This window comes from Calothrix sp. FACHB-168 (genome assembly GCF_963889195.1).
Taxonomy (GTDB): Bacteria; Cyanobacteriota; Cyanobacteriia; order Cyanobacteriales; family Nostocaceae; genus Aulosira; species Aulosira anomala_A.
Window position 1 is genome coordinate 225,098 of the sequence record NZ_CAWPNJ010000030.1, and the last position, 20,778, is coordinate 245,875.

At 39.3% G+C, this 20,778-nt stretch carries 19 protein-coding genes; 9 read left to right on the top strand and 10 right to left on the bottom strand.

Annotated features, from left to right (window positions below):
- Positions 1-73: 73 nt before the first annotated feature.
- The 6 genes from AACW45_RS19110 (at position 74) to AACW45_RS19135 (ending at position 4,732) form a co-directional block, all read left to right on the top strand.
- Positions 74-364, top strand: a complete 291-nt coding sequence (locus AACW45_RS19110) for a hypothetical protein (RefSeq protein WP_190628524.1) — start codon at positions 74-76, stop codon at positions 362-364.
- Between the two features lie 575 nt (positions 365-939).
- Positions 940-1,374: a DUF6918 family protein gene (locus AACW45_RS19115; protein WP_190628526.1), complete on the top strand. Its 435-nt coding sequence runs from the start codon at positions 940-942 to the stop codon at positions 1,372-1,374.
- Between the two features lie 735 nt (positions 1,375-2,109).
- Positions 2,110-2,715, top strand: a complete 606-nt coding sequence (locus tag AACW45_RS19120; RefSeq protein ID WP_190628528.1) for a vWA domain-containing protein — start codon at positions 2,110-2,112, stop codon at positions 2,713-2,715.
- Between the two features lie 204 nt (positions 2,716-2,919).
- The gene (locus AACW45_RS19125) at positions 2,920-3,522 is read left to right on the top strand and encodes a VWA domain-containing protein (protein WP_190628530.1); all 603 of its coding nucleotides are present in this window, start codon (positions 2,920-2,922) and stop codon (positions 3,520-3,522) included.
- A 44-nt stretch (positions 3,523-3,566) separates the two neighbouring features.
- The gene (locus tag AACW45_RS19130; protein ID WP_096646009.1) at positions 3,567-4,172 is read left to right on the top strand and encodes a vWA domain-containing protein; all 606 of its coding nucleotides are present in this window, start codon (positions 3,567-3,569) and stop codon (positions 4,170-4,172) included.
- 146 nt (positions 4,173-4,318) lie between these two features.
- Positions 4,319-4,732, top strand: a complete 414-nt coding sequence (locus AACW45_RS19135; protein ID WP_190628532.1) for a salt stress protein, Slr1339 family — start codon at positions 4,319-4,321, stop codon at positions 4,730-4,732.
- A gap of 70 nt (positions 4,733-4,802) precedes the next feature.
- Here the strand turns inward: AACW45_RS19135 and AACW45_RS19140 are convergent, their stop codons facing one another.
- The 4 genes from AACW45_RS19140 to AACW45_RS19155 form a co-directional block, all read right to left on the bottom strand.
- Positions 4,803-8,324 (bottom strand): two-partner secretion domain-containing protein, encoded by a 3,522-nt coding sequence (locus tag AACW45_RS19140; RefSeq protein ID WP_190628535.1) that lies wholly within the window; start codon positions 8,322-8,324, stop codon positions 4,803-4,805.
- Between the two features lie 459 nt (positions 8,325-8,783).
- On the bottom strand, positions 8,784-9,029 hold the full coding sequence (locus AACW45_RS19145; RefSeq protein WP_190628537.1) for a hypothetical protein: 246 nt from the start codon (positions 9,027-9,029) through the stop codon (positions 8,784-8,786).
- Between the two features lie 266 nt (positions 9,030-9,295).
- Positions 9,296-9,493, bottom strand: a complete 198-nt coding sequence (locus tag AACW45_RS19150) for a hypothetical protein (protein WP_190628539.1) — start codon at positions 9,491-9,493, stop codon at positions 9,296-9,298.
- A 261-nt stretch (positions 9,494-9,754) separates the two neighbouring features.
- Positions 9,755-9,910, bottom strand: a complete 156-nt coding sequence (locus AACW45_RS19155; protein WP_190628541.1) for a hypothetical protein — start codon at positions 9,908-9,910, stop codon at positions 9,755-9,757.
- A gap of 264 nt (positions 9,911-10,174) precedes the next feature.
- On the opposite strand from AACW45_RS19155, the gene AACW45_RS19160 reads away from it, so the two are divergent.
- Positions 10,175-11,068: an alpha/beta fold hydrolase gene (locus AACW45_RS19160; protein ID WP_190628543.1), complete on the top strand. Its 894-nt coding sequence runs from the start codon at positions 10,175-10,177 to the stop codon at positions 11,066-11,068.
- A gap of 222 nt (positions 11,069-11,290) precedes the next feature.
- On the opposite strand, the gene AACW45_RS19165 is transcribed toward AACW45_RS19160, so the two are convergent.
- Positions 11,291-11,446 carry a hypothetical protein gene (locus AACW45_RS19165; protein ID WP_190628544.1) on the bottom strand — a complete coding sequence of 52 codons (156 nt, stop codon included), beginning with the start codon at positions 11,444-11,446 and terminating at the stop codon, positions 11,291-11,293.
- A 70-nt stretch (positions 11,447-11,516) separates the two neighbouring features.
- Here AACW45_RS19165 and AACW45_RS19170 point away from each other — a divergent pair, with 70 nt between their 5' ends.
- Positions 11,517-12,923, top strand: a complete 1,407-nt coding sequence (locus AACW45_RS19170) for an RNA-guided endonuclease InsQ/TnpB family protein (RefSeq protein WP_199330939.1) — start codon at positions 11,517-11,519, stop codon at positions 12,921-12,923.
- A gap of 231 nt (positions 12,924-13,154) precedes the next feature.
- Here the strand turns inward: AACW45_RS19170 and AACW45_RS19175 are convergent, their stop codons facing one another.
- From AACW45_RS19175 to AACW45_RS19185, 3 genes are all read right to left on the bottom strand, one after another.
- Positions 13,155-13,772 carry a hypothetical protein gene (locus AACW45_RS19175; RefSeq protein WP_190628546.1) on the bottom strand — a complete coding sequence of 206 codons (618 nt, stop codon included), beginning with the start codon at positions 13,770-13,772 and terminating at the stop codon, positions 13,155-13,157.
- Positions 13,772-14,404, bottom strand: coding sequence for a ParA family protein (locus tag AACW45_RS19180; RefSeq protein WP_096646003.1), 633 nt, complete (start codon positions 14,402-14,404; stop codon positions 13,772-13,774). Before AACW45_RS19180 ends, AACW45_RS19175 begins: the two co-directional genes overlap by 1 nt.
- Positions 14,405-14,716: 312 nt before the next feature.
- Positions 14,717-16,060 carry an NF038122 family metalloprotease gene (locus AACW45_RS19185; RefSeq protein ID WP_190628548.1) on the bottom strand — a complete coding sequence of 448 codons (1,344 nt, stop codon included), beginning with the start codon at positions 16,058-16,060 and terminating at the stop codon, positions 14,717-14,719.
- 546 nt (positions 16,061-16,606) lie between these two features.
- Between AACW45_RS19185 and AACW45_RS19190 the strand changes: the two genes are divergently transcribed.
- Complete coding sequence (locus AACW45_RS19190) at positions 16,607-17,986, top strand: cytochrome P450 (RefSeq protein ID WP_190628550.1); 1,380 nt, start codon at positions 16,607-16,609, stop codon at positions 17,984-17,986.
- A 331-nt stretch (positions 17,987-18,317) separates the two neighbouring features.
- Here AACW45_RS19190 and ccmS read toward each other — a convergent pair whose 3' ends face one another.
- Entirely contained in the window at positions 18,318-18,746 is a 429-nt protein-coding gene (gene ccmS, locus AACW45_RS19195) for a beta-carboxysome assembly chaperone CcmS (protein ID WP_190628552.1), read from the bottom strand.
- Positions 18,747-18,818: 72 nt separating this feature from the next.
- Positions 18,819-20,627 (bottom strand): ABC transporter transmembrane domain-containing protein, encoded by a 1,809-nt coding sequence (locus tag AACW45_RS19200; protein ID WP_190628554.1) that lies wholly within the window; start codon positions 20,625-20,627, stop codon positions 18,819-18,821.
- Between the last annotated feature and the right edge of the window lie 151 nt (positions 20,628-20,778).

Consider the following 20,778-nt stretch of genomic DNA (forward strand, 5'->3'; position numbering starts at 1 on the left):
AATTCTACCGTAGCAGAAAGCTCTAATCCCCGTGTAATCTGGAGCGCAACGTCTTTTCATAAGCTCAGTAGTTGTGAAATCTATTCTTCAGACCTATTTAGAACAAGAAATCTGGATATTAATAAGAGATAAGTGGTATTTCGCCACAGTAATCGGAGTTTGGGATGATTTGTTATGGTTTAAACACAGAACTTATAACAAAGAAACAGAAGAAGATACTCTCTGGGAAATGATTGTCAAAATCAGTGAAGTAATAGCCATTGATAAAGTCAAGTCTGTTGTCAGTAGAAAACCAGACGTATTTATTTCCCGGCTACAAGAAAGTGAGACAAGTACAAGTCATCACCCAGAGCAAGAAAATTAACTAACTTCATCAAAATATTGGCTGTTTTTATCAGTCAATATTTTTATTTTGGTAGAGAAAGAGTAATAAAAATCTGACTCAAAATACAGCCGATTTTGAGTCAATTAAAACTATGGATACAACATATTGCGCCCCTAAACTTAAGTAGTTAGGTATCAATACACCAAACTATATTACGAAACCTAATACCAATTCAAAATTCAAAATTCTCTCTTGGAAAGTCTGAGCGCCGGAAGTCGGCGCTCAGACTTTTCGCAAAATTCAAAATTAAGAATAAAGACAGGACAAGCGTTTGGGGCTTTATTTATGTCGCATTCTTTTTTCAAATTGGTATAAATATACTTATATCCCTGACAAATGACTATTGACTATTGACTATTGACTAATAGCAAGTAATATTTATTACTTTACAATTTCTTTAACTATATAAATTTTCGACAGTACCGCCGAAATTGTTTAGAATTTCTGGGGGTGCTTAGTAAGTTTTCACACTTACTACCCTATTTTGTAATATCCTGTTCGTTGACAAAATTGGTTGAATAAAAATTAAGACTTTGACAATCAGGAGGATTGAAATGGGATTAAGCGACGAACTATTGAATTCCGATAAAAAAGACAAGATTGTCGTTGACTGTTGCACGGTGCTGGAAAAGCAGGTTGAATCCAAGTCCGGACTCAGTGGTATGGCTTTAAAAACAGCCTTCGCTGCATTAAAGGGAGTAAAACCAGGATATATCCCTTACGTTGTCGAGCAGCTCCTACCACAGTGTTTTACAGCCATCGATCCAATCTGGAATGAAGGTGTACAGAAAGGCGATCCTGTAGAATATATGACTACAAGTAGCGATCGCACTGCTGATGCACTACTAAGCGTCACCGATGAACGAGTCAAAAAAACCAAGCGTCAAATTGTTCGCGGAACATACGAAAGATTTCGAGGTTCAGCTAAACAGCATGTAGAAGAAGCAGTACCAGAATTAGCTAAGGTCATCAGTAAATACACTAACTAATAAACAAACAGGCAACCTCTAGGCAACAGTTTTTCTAACTCTGTTGCCTATTGCCTATTCATAGCGATAAAAAATAAAAAAAAGAATGCGACAAATGGTAGGGGCATGGCATTGCCATGCCCTCTAGAATATATTCACGTGCCGCCAACATTATTTAAATTGGTATAAGGAAATAGCGCTGAGGACGTTAATCTGCAACCTCACAGAGATTTAGCCTCAATCACAAAATTTCCATAGACTACACATATCTGCAATTCATCGCCTGTAATTAGGACTTTATACTAACTTTCTATGAAGATGCAAATTAGCCTGCCTTTGCAGGCTTTGTGTGTTTAGCCCCACCCTTCTAGGGTGAGGGCGCTAATGTGCAGCCTCGCTTCAATCCTGAGTATAAATCAGCTATTCACAAAAAAATCCCACAACTAATACCGCTTCACTTTAAAAATGATACACATAGGCAAGCAGAGGGGCAGAGGAAGCAGAGGGGCAGAGGAAGTGATTTGTATCAGTAATTTCGTGAATTGGTATAAGCATAAAAATCTATCTTTCCCATGCCCCATGACGCCAGTTGCTACAACGGGGGGAACCCCCGCAACGCACTGGCTCCCCCATGCCCCATGCCCATTTTTAATAAAATTTTCAGTAGCAAATGTAACGATAGAGGTAACAACACTTGTATCAACCCCGATTCTAGTAGTTAAACTAGTAACCAAAGGATAACAATCAAGGAATACTATGATGAGTGACCGTGACTATACATTAATTATCGATAAAAGCGGCAGCATGTCTACCCCTGACCAAGCAGGAGGGAGAAGTAGATGGGATATAGCTCAAGAATCCACACTAGCCTTAGCCAGGAAATGTGAGCAGTATGACCCAGATGGGATTACAGTCTACGTATTTTCCGGTAGATTTAAACGCTACGATGATGTTACCTCCGCCAAAGTTGCGCAAATTTTCCAAGAAAACGATCCAGCAGGGACAACAAATTTAGCAGGCGTACTTCAAGACGCACTCAATAATTACTTTAAGCGGAAAGCATCAGGTCAAACTAAACCCAATGGCGAGACAATCTTAGTGATTACTGATGGCGAACCAGACGATCGCAAAGCCGTATTTGAAGTCATTATTAGTGCTACCCGCCAGATGGATCGGGATGAAGAATTAGGAATTTCCATTGTGCAAGTTGGTACAGATCCCCAGGCTACAAAGTTTCTTAAAGCCTTAGACGATCAATTACAAAGTGTAGGTGCTAAATTTGACATTTGTGATACCGTGACTTTAGACGACTTAGAAGAAATGAGTCTTGCAGATGTGTTAATGAGTGCAATTACAGACTAAGTTTAACTAACCAAATCTGTAAGCTTTATCTATAGCTGTAGCCAGATAGATTAGGACATCCAGCTAAGATAAAACCCTGACAATAAAAGGCTTTTAAGTCTGTCAACAGTCAACAGTCATCCGTCAACAGTCATCAGTCAACAGTCATCAGTCAACAGTCATCAGCTATAACTAATTATCAACAAATTTTGGGGGACATCAGCCATGCTAGAAAACCGTGACTACACCTTAATTATTGACCAGAGTGCCAGCATGGCTACTACAGATCAAAAAAATGGTAAAAGTCGCTGGACAGCACTACAAGAATCAACATACGCTTTAGCTGCTAGATGCGAAGAATTTGACCTTGATGGTCTCACCATTTATATATTTTCTAAAGAATTTAAGCGTTACGATTATGTTACCGCCGCCAAAATCAAGCAAATTTTTACAGAAAATATTCCTGGGGATAGCACCAACTTAGTAGGGGTGCTACAAGACGCCATTAATAGCTACTTTAAACGCAAAGCCGATGGCAAAACCAAGCCAGCAGGAGAAGTAATTTTAGTTGTGACTGATGGGACACCAGGCGATCGCCAAGCCGTCTATGAAATAATTATCAATGCAACTCAGCGCTTGGACAATCCCCAAGAGTTAAGAATTGCTGTCATTCAAGTAGGTGCTGATACCAAGGCTACCAAATTTCTTCACGCCATAGATGATGAATTGCAAAGCGTTGGCGCTAAATTTGATATTTGTGACACCATCACTTTAGATGAATTAGAAGAAATGACCCTCACCGACGTATTAAAAGCGATCGCTGGTTAATCCATCGGTGCAAATGTTTTAAATAATACTTGGAGACATTAGAAATGCTAGATAATCGTGACTATACCTTAATTATCGACAAAAGCGGCAGCATGGCTACCCCAGATCAAAAAGGTGGTAGAAACAGATGGGTAACCGCGCAAGAATCAACCTTTGCTTTAGCGAGTAAGTGTGAACAATTAGATCCCGATGGTATCACTATTTACGTATTTTCCGGCAAATTCAAACGCTATGAAAACGTCACCTCCGCGAAAGTAGCGCAAATCTTTCAAGAAAACGATCCCTCAGGAACCACAGACTTAGCCGGAGTCCTCAAACACGCCACAGATGATTACTTTAAACGCAAAGCAGCTAAACAAACTAAGCCTAATGGTGAGACAATTTTAGTAGTTACCGATGGCGAACCAGACGATCGCAAAGCCGTGATGAAAGTCATTATCGAAGCTTCCCGACAAATGGATCGCGATGAAGAACTAGCCATTTCCTTTATTCAAGTCGGTACAGATGCGCAAGCTACCCGCTTTCTCAAAGTCCTAGATGACGATCTCCAAGGCGCTGGAGCCAAGTTTGATATATGCGACACTATTACAATGGAAGATATGGAGGATATGAGTTTATCAGAAGTGTTGCTGAATGCGATTAAGGACTAATGGTCAATAGTCAATAGTCAATAGTCAATGGTCATTAGTCATTAGTCATTAGTCCTCCTTGTCTTCCTTGTCCCCCTTGTCCCCCTTCCCTTGTCTCCCTTGTCCCCCTTCCCTTGCTCCCTTGTCCCCCTTCCCTGATTCCTGCAATGGATAATATTGATAAGCTATTAGCTGAACTCCAAACTGAATACAAAGAAGGGAAAACTCCGCCACCCCAACCACAACCTCAGTCAAAACCTCAGCTAAACATTACCCAACCATTTATTCCCGTATCACCAAAAGCAGCTTCTCTCATCGATAATCTTTTGGAGGAAGTGAAAGCTGATTTTGTCGAACGAGACAAAGCCGAAGATTTGAGACGACAGGAAGAATTAGAACAAGAAAGAATTCGCCAAGAACAACTTAAAGTAAAACAAAGAGAAGCATTAAAAACTCAGGCGAAAGAATGGTTAGCTAAATTAGATCCCTTCTCGCCTGAAGGACTTTGGTTTGAAAGATTCGCCGAAGGATATTCTTCCAAATTAGAAGCTGCTATTGAATATTTACAAAACAACTATTAACCCATTGTTTATTTTATTAAAAATAACCCCCTCTGACAATTGTACAGACGCGATTCATCGCGTCTCTCATTTAAATTGCTCCACAATAAGCAGGAGAATTTTTAGCCGATTCAGGAAGAATCTTCGGAGAATTAGCTAATAATTCAGCTTCACCGCGACTATTAATTATCAAACCTTGAGCCTCAATAATTGCAGAAGGCTCATTATTTTTTGGCGCTACTTGAGAAGTATTTGAAACTCTTGCTTCCACACCCTTTGGCTGTAATCCTACTTTAGCAGACAAATCACGGACATCATGCCAAATTGTATGACCCATAATCATATCAGTAGGATTTTGTGGTAATCCACCTCGTCCAGTCACAACAAAATTATTAGCGCGATCGCCTCGACAACTAGCAGCAATTTGTTGACTAGGATCTATAATATTTGTGGGTAATTCAGTATTAGCAAGATTCTTACTCGTTTCTAGGTTATTAATTGTCACAACCCCATCAACTCCGAATTTTGAACTCGCATCAATATGACTATCTGGAGAGATAAAAATACCTTGAGTTTGGATTTGAATATTACCACCAGGGCCAAAAACAGCATTAGCTCGAATATCGCTGCTATTATGAGCTAAAACAAAATTGGCATTAATGTTAATATTACCACCGCCACCAGTACTATCTAAAACGCTAGTACTAATTAAACTCTGGTTATTGAGGAAGAGTAAATCAGTAGTCAAATTGAGATTACCGCCACCTGTTTGCGTGGATGTGGCTACTATATTACCGCGATCGCTTTGGATTTGCTGGGCATTGATAATAATATTACCAGCTTGACCTAATCCCAAACTATTAGTAGAAATGCGAGCTTGATTTATTACCTTTAATAAATTACTTGTAACTTGAATATTGCCGCCATTACCTTGCGATCCGGCTTTAGCTTCGCTGAAAGCACCAGTAAATAAAGTATCAAGATAACCATCAAACAAAACAGAATTAGCAGCAATTTTAATTAATCCCGCATTGCCTGTACTTACTGTACTGGTATTCAAAGAAGCTCCAGTATTAAATGTCAGAGAATCAGCATTGATATTAATGCTACCGCCATCACCACTACCTTTAGTATCAGCAGATATTTGGCTACCATTGCGAGCAGTTAATGATGTTTGCACATTCAAAAAGATATTACCACCACCACCAGAAACTGTAGATGCGCTAATGCTGGCTAGATTTTCTGAGGAAGTATTATCAAGTAAAATCGCTCCTGCATCAATCTGAATATTGCCTGCTTTTCCTTGCCCTGGTGGTATATTTGTGTTGCGGCTATGGAAATTACTAGCACTGATAATACCTCCATTTTGAATAGTTAAATTATCAGTAGTAATATTTAAGTTTCCCCCATCACCATTGCCTTGGATTGCACTAGCAAATAAACCACTGCGTCCTGCTGCATTTACACCAATAACTTCTATATTATTGCCTGTTACTACTAAATTACCCGCCTTGCCAGAGCCAGCAGTACTAGTAGAAATTTGACCGCCATCTATCAGCCGCAATGTATCGGTATCTATTGTCAAATTTCCTCCCTTACCCGTGGCATTAGAGAGAACTGTGGTAAATAATAAACTCTGACCGCTAGTAGAACCACCAATGAGTTCTATATTATTTGCCTGAATATTTAAATCTCCAGCATTTCCAGAGCTAAAAGTACCCGTACCAATTTGCGCACCATTAATTAACCGTAAACTTTGAGTATCAATGCTTAAACTACCACCATTACCCGTTGCACCCGATTCCACATTCGCAAGTATCCCGCTAGGGAAACCTCCGGGTGAAGTACCGCTCATTTCTATTTGATTGGCTTGCAAATTGACAATTCCCGCATTTCCTGAACCAAAAGTTAATGCTGCTATTTGTGCGCCATCAGCAATACGTAAATTTTCGGTTTCAATCAACAATTTGCCACCATTACCTGCGGCTTTAGATTCTACATTTGCATATAATCCACTGGAACCAACACCAGCTGCACCCCGCAGTAGCTCTATATCTTTTGCCTTGACTGTTAAAATTCCTCCATCTTTGGCATTAAAGGTACTAACTGCTATCCTGGCACCATTAGCAACCTGTAAATTTTCCGTATTAATAGCGATATTCCCGCCGCTACCTTGGGCAATAGATTCGGCATTGGCAAAAATGCCGCTAGAAACCCCGCCTCGTGAAGTACCGGTTAATTGTACATTTGTGGCGTTTAATTCTATACTGCCAGCATTGCCCATACCAAAGGTGTTAGCAACTACCTGTGCGCCGTTAGTAACTAACAAGTTATCTGTTTGAATTACTAACTTACCACCATTACCAGTGGCTCCAGGAGCCACTGGTGTAAATAAACCGCTAGAACCAGATACACCTGAACCACCAGTCAATTCAATTTGTTGAGCGTTAACTGTTAGACTACCAGCCTTACCAGCACCAAAGGTACCACTAGAAATTTGAGCGCCACCAGCAACAAGCAAGCTTTTTGTATCAATTAATAAATTACCACCATTACCGGTTGCGCCAGGTGCGACATCGGTTGATAAATAAGTTACAAAGGGAAGACCCAATACAGAAGTACCACTGACTGCTACCGCTTCTGTTGCCTTAATTATCAGACTTCCTGGCAAACCATTACCTAAGGTATCTGCCAACATAGCAGAACCATCTTTGGCTTGGATGTTACGCCCCTGTACTTGGATAGTACCGCCATTACCGCTCACTTCTAAAGAAGCTGCTTGAGATAAGTTAATATCGCGAAAGCTATTGACATTTTCATAACTCAATTGCCAACCTGAGGTAATGGGGTTAAGGGTGACAAAACTGTCTGTACCTACACTTCCTAACTCAATTCGTCCCCCGTTTGCGGTGAGATTACCTCCTGTAACTTCAATATTCCCGCCTACCAAAGCCAAAGTTTTCTGTGGCTTTACCATAAGACCGGTGGGACGAGAATCTTTAATAACGGAAAAGTTATTTTTATTGAAACGGAGATTGTTTCCTGTGCCGTTGACATTGATTACGCCTGTATTATTGGGCCCGTATTGTAATCCTAGAGGAACGCTCACTGTTAATAAAGATGTGGTTTGCGGACTGCTAGCACTGAACTCACTACCATCAGCAAATCGGATATTATTGGCAGTGGAACCAATAAAAGAACCACCAATATCGAGAGCAGCATTAGCACCAAAAACAATCCCATTGGGATTAATGAGAAATAAATTAGCTGCGCCTTGGGCACGAATTAAACCATCAATTTCGGAGATAGAACTACCAGTAACACGGCTGATGATGTTTTGAATATCTGTAGGATTATTAAAAGCGGCTATTTGGTCTTTTAGCAGAGAAAACTGTTGAAAACTATGAAATAAGTTATTACCAGATCTAGTGCCACCATCAATAGTAAAAGTCCCAGCGTTAGGAGTGACAGTTGTATTATTTGGCAGGGTATTATCGGGAATAATTTGTGCTGAAGCGCTCAGTTTTGTATTTGCCAGCGACCAAAAAATAAGCGGTAAGCCCAGTAATATTTTCAGGTAGGAAATTTTGCCCTTTCTTTTCGTCACTGACATAGTTTTGCCATTCTCTTGCTAGAAGCTACTATCTTAGCTACTGAATAACTGAAATGTCTTCCCCGAACGCAAATATGAATAGTTGATTTATCAAAAATTTAATTGCTATTATCTTGCAATAAGCTCAGTAAAAGAAGCACTCCGATTTCTTCACGAAATTGGAGTGCGATAAAATGTGTTCAACTGATGTCGAACAAGGTATTTACTAGCTCTTTGTGTAACTACATTCTCAATCTCTACTAGCAGTACTATTACTATAATCTCAAGTAATGACTACTAATTTAGATTCCTGAATGCTTAATTCAATCAAATCTGACAGCTAATCTTTGTGCTGTTATGTTGATGCTTTTAACTATGATGGCTGGGGATTTTTTCGCTAATTTTGATTCTCCGTTAGCTCACTAATTTGAGTAGCTTATAATTCGGGAAATAGTATTTGGTCTATAAAATTTGGGAATATTATGGGTTACCATAAATTTCCGCATTAACAGTGCTAGTCACGTTAGAATCAGTGCAATTTTCACCCTGATAACCCTTCCAACCACCTCCTCCAGAGCCACCACCACCACCACCACTTCCATCACCCCAAGCACCTACTACTAATTCAGTTTCTCGATCGGTTAATTCAGTCAACTCTAATAGGGGGTTAATTTTAATATCTTGCTGAATTTTTTTGTGATTGTTTTTTGGAAATTTTATCTGCATATCTTGTAAAATTATTCAACGTCAATAGCTATTTTTTAACACAATTTCTGTGATGGCAAGAGTTGCTGAGATTTTTTGTGATAATTTTATGAAATTTTAACATTCATATATTCTTGTTTAATCTCTAACAAGTATTTTGTTTGCATTTGTTACTTATTCAAATCAAAGATTATCGTATGGGTATCAAGTGGAAGGAGCATAGATTAGGAAAGAAAATTACATTCTCTATACCCCAAAAGCTTGATATTTTACGTAGCAAGATTAGTTTATTTAAGATTCCAACCACCACCACCACTACCACCGCTACCACCACCACCGCTACCCCAAAACCTGGGTGGATGAGAAACACCACCTGTTACTATTTCTGCTTCAGAATTAGTAATGTCATTCACTAGTAATAGCTGGATATTATCTCTAGATTGTTGATGATTTTTAGGAGTTTTTTGGGTTAATTTTATCAGCATGTTTTGTTTTTGTAAGACTAAAAACTTAATAGTTATTGTTTACCACATTTTCTATTATGGCAATAGTCACGGAGATTATTTGTGGTAATTTTAATATTGCCAGTCATTTTGATAAAAATATATATTTTAACCGTACAATTACTTATTTTGCTAATTGTCGATAAGCATTATATTTTATAATGACCAAAATAGATTGATATTTATTAACAGTATTTTTTCGTAAGTATTAATATGAGCATGAGTTATCTATGAGTAACTGTATTAATTTAAGTAGGGCGGTGCGATTAAACATAACTGGCGATGGCTGTCATTCTTACAAAGTTCTGATTGCCGGAAGCCGGCGATCAGACTTTGCGCTTTGTCATTTGTGAGCCACTGCGTTGGACGGGTTCCCCGGCTTGAAGCAAGTGGCGTCATTGGTAAAGGTTTCAAGCCGGTTTACGTTTCGTAACATAGTTTTTTTCCACCGACTTACTTAAATTAGTAAATCTAATAAATATTTAAGAGGCATAATCAATTAATCTTCAGAGGATGTATGCAATATGTTATGCATTTCCCATGAATCAGGCTTTGATTTGAGGCGATGCTATTACCGAAGCGATGAGATAGTGATTATTCTAAGGTCACAGGTAATACAGGAGCGATCGCACTCTGGGGACACAACATGGTAAACTAAGGCTTATGTTTCCTAGTTTTCTACCTACAGCCGTTGGGCAACTCCAAGAACCAGCTGCGATCGCACTAGCGCAGAGTATCCAATCTCAAGCGATTGCTACTCCTTTAGCTACTCAACCAATCAATACTACCTATGTTCATCAAGGTAGCGGTGGTGTACCCATTCTCTTAATTCACGGCTTTGATAGTTCTGTTTTAGAATTCCGCCGATTACTACCGCTATTAGCCGCCAAAAATGAAACTTGGGCGGTGGATTTATTAGGCTTTGGTTTTACAGAAAGATTGGCTGATATTGAATATAGCCCTACTGCCATTAAAACCCATCTTTATTATTTTTGGAAAACTCTAATTAACCAACCTGTAATTTTGCTTGGCGCATCAATGGGGGGTGCTGCGGCGATTGATTTTACCCTGACTTATCCCGAAGCGGTGCAAAAACTTGTGTTAATGGATAGTGCAGGTTTACAGGGAGGTTCACCACTGAGTAAATTCATGCTTCCCCCTTTGGATTATTATGCCACAGAGTTTTTACGCAGTCCCAAAGTTCGCGATCGCGTTTCTCGCGCTGCTTATAAAGCCACACATCTAGCATCGAATGATAGTGTCGCTTGTGGCGCATTACATCTACAAATGCCAAGTTGGAGTCAAGCTTTAATTGCTTTTACTAAAAGCGGTGGTTATCGAGCTTTTAAAATACAAAAATTAGCAGAAATTAACCAACCTACATTAATTTTATGGGGTGACTCCGATAAAATTTTAGGTACTAAAGGCGCAAATAAATTTCACAGTGCCATACCTAATAGTAAGCTTTCATGGATTAAAGATTGCGGTCATATTCCCCACTTAGAACAGCCAGAACTCACTGCTGAATATATTTTAGAATTTTGCAGCCATCAATAATCAATTATTTAATCAGTTGAGAATGCCAAATTCAAAAACTTAAAATGTTGCAATATAATTTTATTGTGGGGTGGACATCTTGTCCGCCCAGGACGGGCGAGACGCCCATCCCACAAGAGTTTTACAAGAAACACAGGCTGAAAGCCCTTGAGTATGTGTATCGGAGCGTGGCGTAGATACACATACGTACTTTAGGCAAGGGATGAAAGCCGTTCAAGCCCTTTAGGGCTGAGTGCTGTTAGATTTTTGTGGTTCTGGAAGTGTATCAATCAAATCTTCAATGATTTGAGTAATGGTTTTATCTTTTTCTACAGCAAAGGCGCGTATTTTATCTAATCTACGTTGACTTATCCGAATATGTAATCCTTTTTTCACCATAGTAAATACACAATAGATACACATTCATGTTACTTTAAGTCTAGATAAATAAACAAGGAGGTGATTAAATTTGCTAACAAACTATGTATACAAACTCAGACCAAATATAACACAATCAACAAAAATGGGTAATTGGGTAGATATGCTCAGAAGTCACTATAATTGGTGTCTTAATGACAGATTAACCCAATACGCTCAACAATTCATCGTGGGTGAATATTGTGACATTAGAACGGCATCTGAGACTTGTCCGTTGACTTGTTTTGTTAGCAAAAATGGAGCAACAGGTGAACCCTGGAAAAAATCAGGAGATAACAAACGTCGCAGTGCTGGCATGATTCAGGATGCTGCATTACCAGAGTTAAAAAAAGCTAGGCCCTGGTATGCTAGTATCGATTCAACGGTATTGCAACAAAATGTAAAACGCTTAGATATTGCATACAAGAATTTCTTTGAGGGTAGAGGATTTCCGAAATTCAAAAATCGCTCTAACTTCACATCTTTTACTTACCAGATGGGTATTAAGGTGCAGAAAAATAAAATCTACCTACCCAAATTAGGATGGATGAGATTTCATAATTCTCGCTCAATACCCGATGGATTTACTATCAAAGCAGTCACAATCCGTAAGCGTCAGGATGGTTGGTATGCATCCATCAGAATAGAAGATAAAGCAGTACCAGACCACATTACTAGACCTATAACTGAAGTTAGCAAGATAATTGGTTGTGACTTAGGCATAACCAAGCTAGTGCATCTATCTGATGGCTACCAGATTGAGAATCCAAAATTTGCAACTAACAAGAAAACTAAGCGTAACCTGAAAATTAGACAAAGAAAAATAAATCGAAAAGTTCAAGGTAGCAATAATCGTCAAAAAGCCGCTAAAAAAGTAGGTAAAATTCACAAAAAAATTGCTGATAAACGTCAAGCCTATCAATGGTACGTAGCTAACAAAATTGTTTCTAGAAATGTTGATGCTATTGCCGTTGAAAATTTGAATGTTTCAGCAATGAAGAAAAGATGTCAACCAAAAATCGATGAGCAAACGGGAAGATTTTTAAATAACGGACAGTCAAGAAAGAAAGGTTTAAATCGAGCTATTTCTGATGCTAGCTGGAATGATTTGGTATTAAAAATCGAGTATCTTGCTGCGAAGCATGGAAAGGTTGTTATCAAAATCAATCCCAAACACACCAGCCAAAAATGTCAAAACTGTGGACATATTGACTCATTCAATCGTGATAGTGAAAAATTCATTTGTACGAATTGCGGATTTTTTGCACACGCTGACATTAACGCTGCTAAAAACATCAGAGATAGAGCTTTGAGCATAGTACTCAAGGACTTTGAGGAACTTGAGCCGAAAGGTTCTAAACGCCCGAAAAATCGTAAGGAGACGAGCCAGTGCCTTGCCGGGGTTCCCCCGGTTGAAGCAACTGGCGTATCAACACGCTCATCAGAGCAAACGTGTTGAGCCTGGGAACCCTAGTGATAGGGATATTAAGATAGAAATGTCTTAAGAATCCCCTCGCCTTTAGGCAGGGGAGTGTCAATAATACAGTATTTTAGCCTTACCACGCCAGTATAGTGCGTTGTATTGTGCTACAACGCACTATTCTAATACAAATTAGCTCACCTAAAAACAACGTAATTACGAATTACGTAGACGCGAAGCGGCTTCCCGAAGGGTATTACGAATTACGAATTAATCAAGCAACCACATTTGAGAAGAATTATCTTCTGGTTCGGCTGGTTGTGTAATAGCTAAATGTTCAGAAGTGCGGTAAGATTTTCTGTAATAGTCTTGACCATGGGTTTGTTTGACTGGTTTATAACTTTCCTTTGGTTGTTTTAAGGCATTAAGTTCTTCTGTAAGCTGAGAATTAGAGGCGCTAAGAGTTTCCTTTTCTTGCTTTAAAGTATTAATTTCTTCTATGAGCTTAGAATTAGACTCAGCTAAATGCAACGCGGCTTTTTTCGCTTCATCAAGCTCTTTAGAGAGGCGTTTTGCTGCTGTTTTTTGTTCCGATACAGATGATTGTAAATCTGCAACTTGTTTTTGCAGGGTAGTTTCCTGCTGCTGAGATTTTTCTAGAGATTCTTTTAACTCTTGGATAGTTGTTTCTAAATCAGCCTTGGTAGGAGTTGTGCGCCTAGCTGCTGTTCCTGTTTCTGGTGTTGGCGTAGGTGCTTCTTCGGCTGTAACATCTTCTTCTGTCACTGCTTGTGCAGTTACTTCAATCACTGATTCACCTTCAGGTGGTGTAAATTTTTGTGCTTCTTCTTGTAATAAATCGGAGACAGAGACACGTTTCTTAACCATTATTCCCTCCAATCGAGCTGTAATTCATTAGCTACACGGCGATAATCAGATTCTGCTTCCCGTGCGTTGTTTCCCCGCCATTGAGTAATTGGTACACCCTCAAGTGCAGCTCTTTCGTGAGCTTTATAAGTACGGATTAAGTTTTTACATACAGGAATTCCTAATCCCATGAGAGTTTTTTGCGCCTCAATGGCTTCCCCCAAACTCCGCGTATCAACTTTGGTTAGCAACACCTTATGGGGAACTCCCACAGGGATGACGGCTTTTCTAACAGTCTCAATCAAGACAGCGAGATCCATTGCTGCTGGGGGTGTAGGTAAAACCAGATAATCTGCGATCGCTACTACCGTCGCCAATGCTTCAGAGCGCAGCGCCGGAGGCGTATCCACTACTACTAAATCGTAACCTGTTAGCTTTGTTAAATTACTTAAAAGTTTTGGATTAGTTTCTTGAGCTAGATCAAACCCCATCCCATCCTGATTGCGCCCAAACCACCAGCTAGCAGATCCTTGAATATCTGCGTCAACCAGAATCACGTTTTGTTTGCGGGCAAAGTTTGCAGCTAGATTGACTGCGGTTGTCGTTTTACCGACACCTCCCTTGCCATTAAGTATAACGATAATTTTTGGCACTTCACATTCCCGACGCTGCTGTCATACCAGAATATAATGCTTTGTGCCTCAAAGACTCACTTTGCTCACACTTACTTACAATCGCCTAGGGAATGAGCAAGGGAAAGCAGGGAAAGAATAGCGATCGCTCCTCACCAATCAACAGACTTACACCGAAAAAATCTTACTTGTCAGAATTTTACTTATCTATCCAACTCAAGATTATACCAATTTTAAATAGTGTTTGCGGCACATCAGCACATTAATAATATTTTAGAGGACATAGCATTGCCATGCCTCTACCATCTGTCGCATTCTTTGTTCAAATCGGTATTAAATAGACTTGGAATAATTGCGAGGAAACTTTTTCAATTTCAATCCAGCAAAACCCAATAAACTCATTAATCCAAAAGTTACAGCAGGTTCAGGAACGGAAGTAACATCTGCTTGCTCAACGGAACTGATATCGGTAGGTATACTATCCCAAAGCATACCTTGTTGAAAAAATCCTTGTTGGGCTAGATAATTTGCTAAGTCTTGTGTTTGGTTTAAGCTAGTAGTGGTGGTAGTACCGCCCCAACGACTTTGATTCAACATATTGTTAATATCAGCATTACGATTAATACTGACTGCTGACTGTGCTTTAGTTATGGCTTGGGCTAGCATCTCACTATGGGATAAACTCACATTTTTTGTTTGCCAACCAATCACATCAAAAACTGTTTTATCTCGCACATCAATGTCACGATATGTACCCATACGTAAAGCAGGAGTCATCACGCCAATAGTGGTATCGTAATTCTTCCAATGGCTACCCTGAAATCCATCACCTTTTAAGTTATTTTTGTCGGTTCCAGTAGATAAATATCCGATGCTACTTGCACCACGATCAAGAGAAAAATATGTATCGTAACCATTACTAAGATCCGATACTTTGCTATTAGCACTGTAACTAGAATACCGGAACAAATCAAAGGGAGTAAATATTTTTTTGCGATTATTCATATCCCAGTAGTTGTTAGCATTAACACCATCTAAGCTACTGACAAAACCGAGAATATGACCAATTTCGTGGATAGCCACACTAGTCATGTCAAATTGTTGATTACCTACAGTGTTAATAACTTCACTAGCCGTCCAAGCATAGTTAGTGTTATCTAACTTATTCAACATAATTACGCCATCCAAAGCACTGTTATTTTTACTCATTAAACCTAATGCTTTGGCATTGGCTGTTGTTAAACTGAGCGTGCTATTAGAAATTGAACTAATATTTGTCGATAATGGATCTCGCACAACTGCATTCCAAGAGGTACCAGCAGATAAGTTATTTACAGCAGTATTATCGGAGGTTGAAGTCTTGTCATTATTCAGTGCATTCCGCAAGCTACTATAGCTGACATTATTCATAAAAGCTGGAAGAGCGCCACCTAGTACCCCACTAGGCAGTTGCGCAGAATTAGCAAAATCTATATGAATATTGATAGCAGCATCATCAGCTAAGTTTTGAGACCAGTAAATTCCAGCGAATTCAAAAGCCTTTTTTTGCTCTTGTGTCACATCATCATTATATGTGAAGTTAAATGTGACTGCTTGTGCAGGTAAAGTCAGGGAAATTAAGGCATTTGCAGCAATTACCAGAGACAGCATCTTAGATAAATGTGTATTTGCTGTCATATTTTTGAGATTATTTTTCACGGAAATGTTTGATTTTGTGCTAAGTTACTATGATGAGAAATAATATAGCTTCTACATTTATTATTTATATTTTATTTGAATAAGATACTGATAAAATCTTAGTCTTTTTATTGTTAAAATAGCTTCAAATATCACCATAAATAAATGAAATTACTTATAAAGAAATATTTATGCATAATATAGTATTTATATGAAAATACGGAGTTATGTTGAAAAAATAAACTAAGTCCATGGAATTATGACAGCAAACGCTCTTTAAACCCTAAGATTGAGAATAGACTGCAAATTCACTGCAAAAGTAGATTAGCCGCTAGGGTTGACTGTCAATTTACTAGGACTTACGCACCGAACACAAAAACCCTCACAAGGGTGGTCAAAAGTCAAAAGTCAATGGTCAAAATTCAGGTTTTTGGACTATGGACTATTGACCATTGACAAAAAGCATGAAAAATATCTGACACTGCGTAAGTCCTATTTACTAAAAACTTGTCACAATAAAATCCGACACTCACATTCTGTGTTGATATGACAATCACTAACAGCTTACCTGACGGGCCTAGAGTATCGCGGTTTCTGCGGCTGGTTAAATTTATTACTCAGCCAGTAAAATATGTAGAAGACTTTGCCAAAGTTTATGGCGATCGCTTTACTATTTGGGGTAGGAAAGATGTGCATATTATCTACTTCAGCGATCCGGAAGCCTTGGAACAGATTTTTACTGCCGATCCCAAGTATTTTAAGTCTGGGGAAGGCAACGGAGCTTTAAGGTTTTTACTAGGCGAGAACTCGTTAATTTTACTAGATGGCGATCGCCATCAGCGCCAACGTCAATTATTAACCCCGCCTTTTCATGGCGATAGAATGCGGGCTTACGGGCAAGATATTCGTACAATTACTGAGCAAGTAAGTAGCCAATGGCTAATTGATAAACCTTTCAATATCCGCAATTCAATGCAAGAAATCACCTTAAACGTGATTTTACGAGTAGTATTTGGCTTAGAAGAAGGAAAGCAATTTCAAGAACTTCAGCATTTACTCTCTGCTGTTTTAGATTTTCTCGGTTCTCCTTTATTATCTGGCGCTTTATTTTTCAGCTTCTTACGCAAAGATTTAGGTGCTTGGAGTCCTTGGGGTAAAGTATTGCGTTTATTAGCGCAAATCGATGAATTTATTTATGCTCTCATTGCGGAAAGACGCAATGATAATCAAGAAAATCGCCAAGATATCCTCAGTTTAATGATGGCTGCTCGTGATGCAGATGGGCAACCAATGTCTGATAGAGAATTACGTGATGAATTAATGACATTGTTAGTTACTGGACATGAAACTACAGCTTCTGTATTAACATGGGCTTTTTACTGGATTGACCGATTACCAGAAGTTCAAGAAAAGTTACTACGAGAACTAGATACTATTGATGTTAATGCAGATCCGAGTAGCATTGCTAAGTTACCCTATTTGACAGCCTTTTGTCAGGAAACGTTGCGGCTTTACCCTATTGTGATCAATGCTTCACCCAGAATTGTGAAATCCCCAATTGAAATTAAAGGTTATACAATTCCTGAAAAACATGTAATTATGCCTAGTATTTACTTAGCGCATCATCGCCCGGAAGTTTACCCCAATCCCAAACAATTCCAACCGGAACGCTTTTTAGAAAGACAATTTTCTCAATATGAATACTTACCTTTTGGTGGTGGTAATCGTCGCTGTATTGGTTTAACATTTGCCCAATATGAAATGAAAATTGTCTTAGCAACAATTCTGTCAAAATTTCAACTTTCGCTGGTGAATAAACGCCCTATAGAACCTGTACGGCGTGGTTTTACTATTGCTCCACCATCAGGAATGCGGATGATTGCAAAACTTCAAGTTAAGCTTGTAAATAAGCCAGTAGGGGTTTAATTCGTAATTCGTAATTCGTAATTCGTAATTCGTAATGAAAAATAAGGGTGCGTTAATCACTAATAACGCACCTTCAATGTTTTCATAATTACTTATTATTATTGAAATGAAAACTAGCGCCGAGAAAATCCTGCTTATTACTCAATACAGTTCATTTAGCGCCAAAAACTATAAACTGCGTAGGTTGGATTGAGGAACGTAGACGCGGAGCGGCTTCCCGCAGGGTAACCCAACATTTCCAGAGGTTTGTTGGGTTTTACTTCGTTTAACCCAACCTACAATTATCCTTAACTGAACCGTATTGACTTATTCCTCTGCGCATACTTTTGCGTTAAATGACAATCTCTTCCCGCATCCGTTGTTCCAACAATTCCAATAACCCATCAACATCCTTACCAACTTGCTCAAAACAAACAGGTGGTGAGGGTTCTGGCGCAAACTGAATTAACTTAATTTCCCCCTTACCAATACCAATCATAACCACTTCTACTTCTGGTTTATGATTCTCAACAATTCCTATAATTTCTTGCAGTCGATTCTCAACCCGACTATTTAATTTTTCTACCTCATCTTGAGGACAATATACAAAATGCGGCGTAGGTTGTAAATCAATCCCGATAGTACCTTGACTATTACCATTTTCTAACCACAATCCCCAAAACAGCGCCGCTAATTCTGGTTGATTTGCTTTCACAAATCTATCCAATTCTTTACGCCATTTACTATCGCCTGATTCCGCTTGGCTACTACCAAAAAACATATATAATTCGTTATTCGTAATTAATTAGCTTAGAGTCTGTTGACTGTTGACTATTGACTATTGACTATTGACTTACCGCAACCCACTTTGTACGCGCCAGAGACTAGCGTAAACGCTATCTTGCTGTAGCAGTTCGTCATGGGTTCCAGATTCTACTAGTTTTCCATGTTCCATGACATAAATGCAATTGGCATCGCGGATAGTAGAAAGACGATGAGCGATCGCAATTGTGGTTCTATTTACTGTAATCCGTTCGAGCGATCGCTGAATTGCGGCTTCTGTTTCATTATCTACCGCCGAGGTCGCCTCATCTAAAATCAAAATTGGGGGATTTTTTAACACTGCACGCGCGATCGCAATTCTCTGACGTTGTCCACCAGATAACTTTTGTCCTCTTTCCCCAACAATTGTCTCATAACCTTGAGGCAGGTGCATAATAAAGTCGTGAGCTTCTGCTACCTTCGCCGCCATAATAATTTCTTCTTCTGACGCTTCAAAGGTACCGTAAGCAATATTCTCGGCTACCGTGCCATGAAATAAAAATACATCTTGACTAACTAAACCAATACAACGGCGTAAATCTCGCAAGTTCAAATCTTGTAAGTCAATGCCATCTAGGGTAATGTTGCCAGTTTTGATTTCATACAGCCGTAACAAAAGTTTAACTAAAGTACTTTTACCCGAACCTGTAGAACCAACAATTGCGATCGTTTGTCCGGCGGGAATCTGCAAAGATAGATGTTTAATGACTGCTAATCTATCTTTGTAAGCAAAAGTCACATTTTTAAATTCCACCTCACCGCGCACCGTCTCCACAGGTAAAGCCATATTCCCCGGATGAATGGCGATTGGTGTATCTAGTAAATCCATGACGCGATTAGTAGAAGCCATTGCCCGTTGATATTGGTCAAAGGTTTCCCCTAATCTAGTTAAAGGCCATAGCAAGCGCTGAATTAAAAACACCAACACGCTGTAAGTACCTACAGACATAGTACCCGCCGCCGCCGCCATGCCACCATACAATAGTAAGGCTGTAAAACCTACCAAAATCAGCATCCGAATTAAAGGTACAAACGCCGCAGATAGTTGAATAGCTTTGGCGTTACTTTGCCTATAAGCATTACTGTCTTGTGCTACCCTAGAACTTTCATAATCTTCGGCGGTGAAACTTTTAATCGTCGTAATTCCGCTTAAATTATTCACCAATCGCCCATTCAGGTAACCCACCTTTTCCCGGATATTAGCGTAGCGTGGTGCTAGCAACTTTTGAAACGCAAATGAACCCCAGAGAATAAATGGCATCGGTGACATCGCCATCCAAGCTACACTAGGAGCCAAAACAAAAAAAGCACCACCAATAATTACAACTGTTGTGGCTACTTGGATAATGTCATTAGCTCCCACATCGAGAAACCGCTCTAGTTGGTTGATATCATCACTGAGGATTGACATCAAACCGCCAGTACTGCGTTCCTCAAAATAAGCCAATTCCAAATCTTGCAAATGTTTATATGCATCCAGACGTAGGTTATGCTGAATATTTTGTGCTAAATTGCGCCAAAGTCGAGCGTATGCGTATTCAAAAACCGATTCTAAGATCCAAATGATAACCGTCAGCAGGGAGATAATTAAAAATTGTCCAAAAACATCTTTTACTCCCCATTGAGCAATAATAGAATCCTGTTGCTTAACTACTACATCCACCGCCACCCCAATTAATGCCGGTGGTGCTAAATCAAAAAACTTATTGAGGATAGAACAAGCAATAGCCAGCCAAATTTGTTTACGATACTGATGCCCATAGTCTAATAGACGCTGGAGGGGATGCACAGAATGTCTACGCCTTCTTGATACCTGATGAGATTTAGATGCTGTAGCCACAATTACTCTCAGTCGCGTGCAATTGATATTACCACGATTTATACAAGGTGATGAGGGAGATTAGGCAAGGGGGACAATTGTACAGACGCGATGAATCGCGTCTCTTCTTGCTCAATGCCCAATGCCCAATGCCCAATGCCCCATGCCCAAT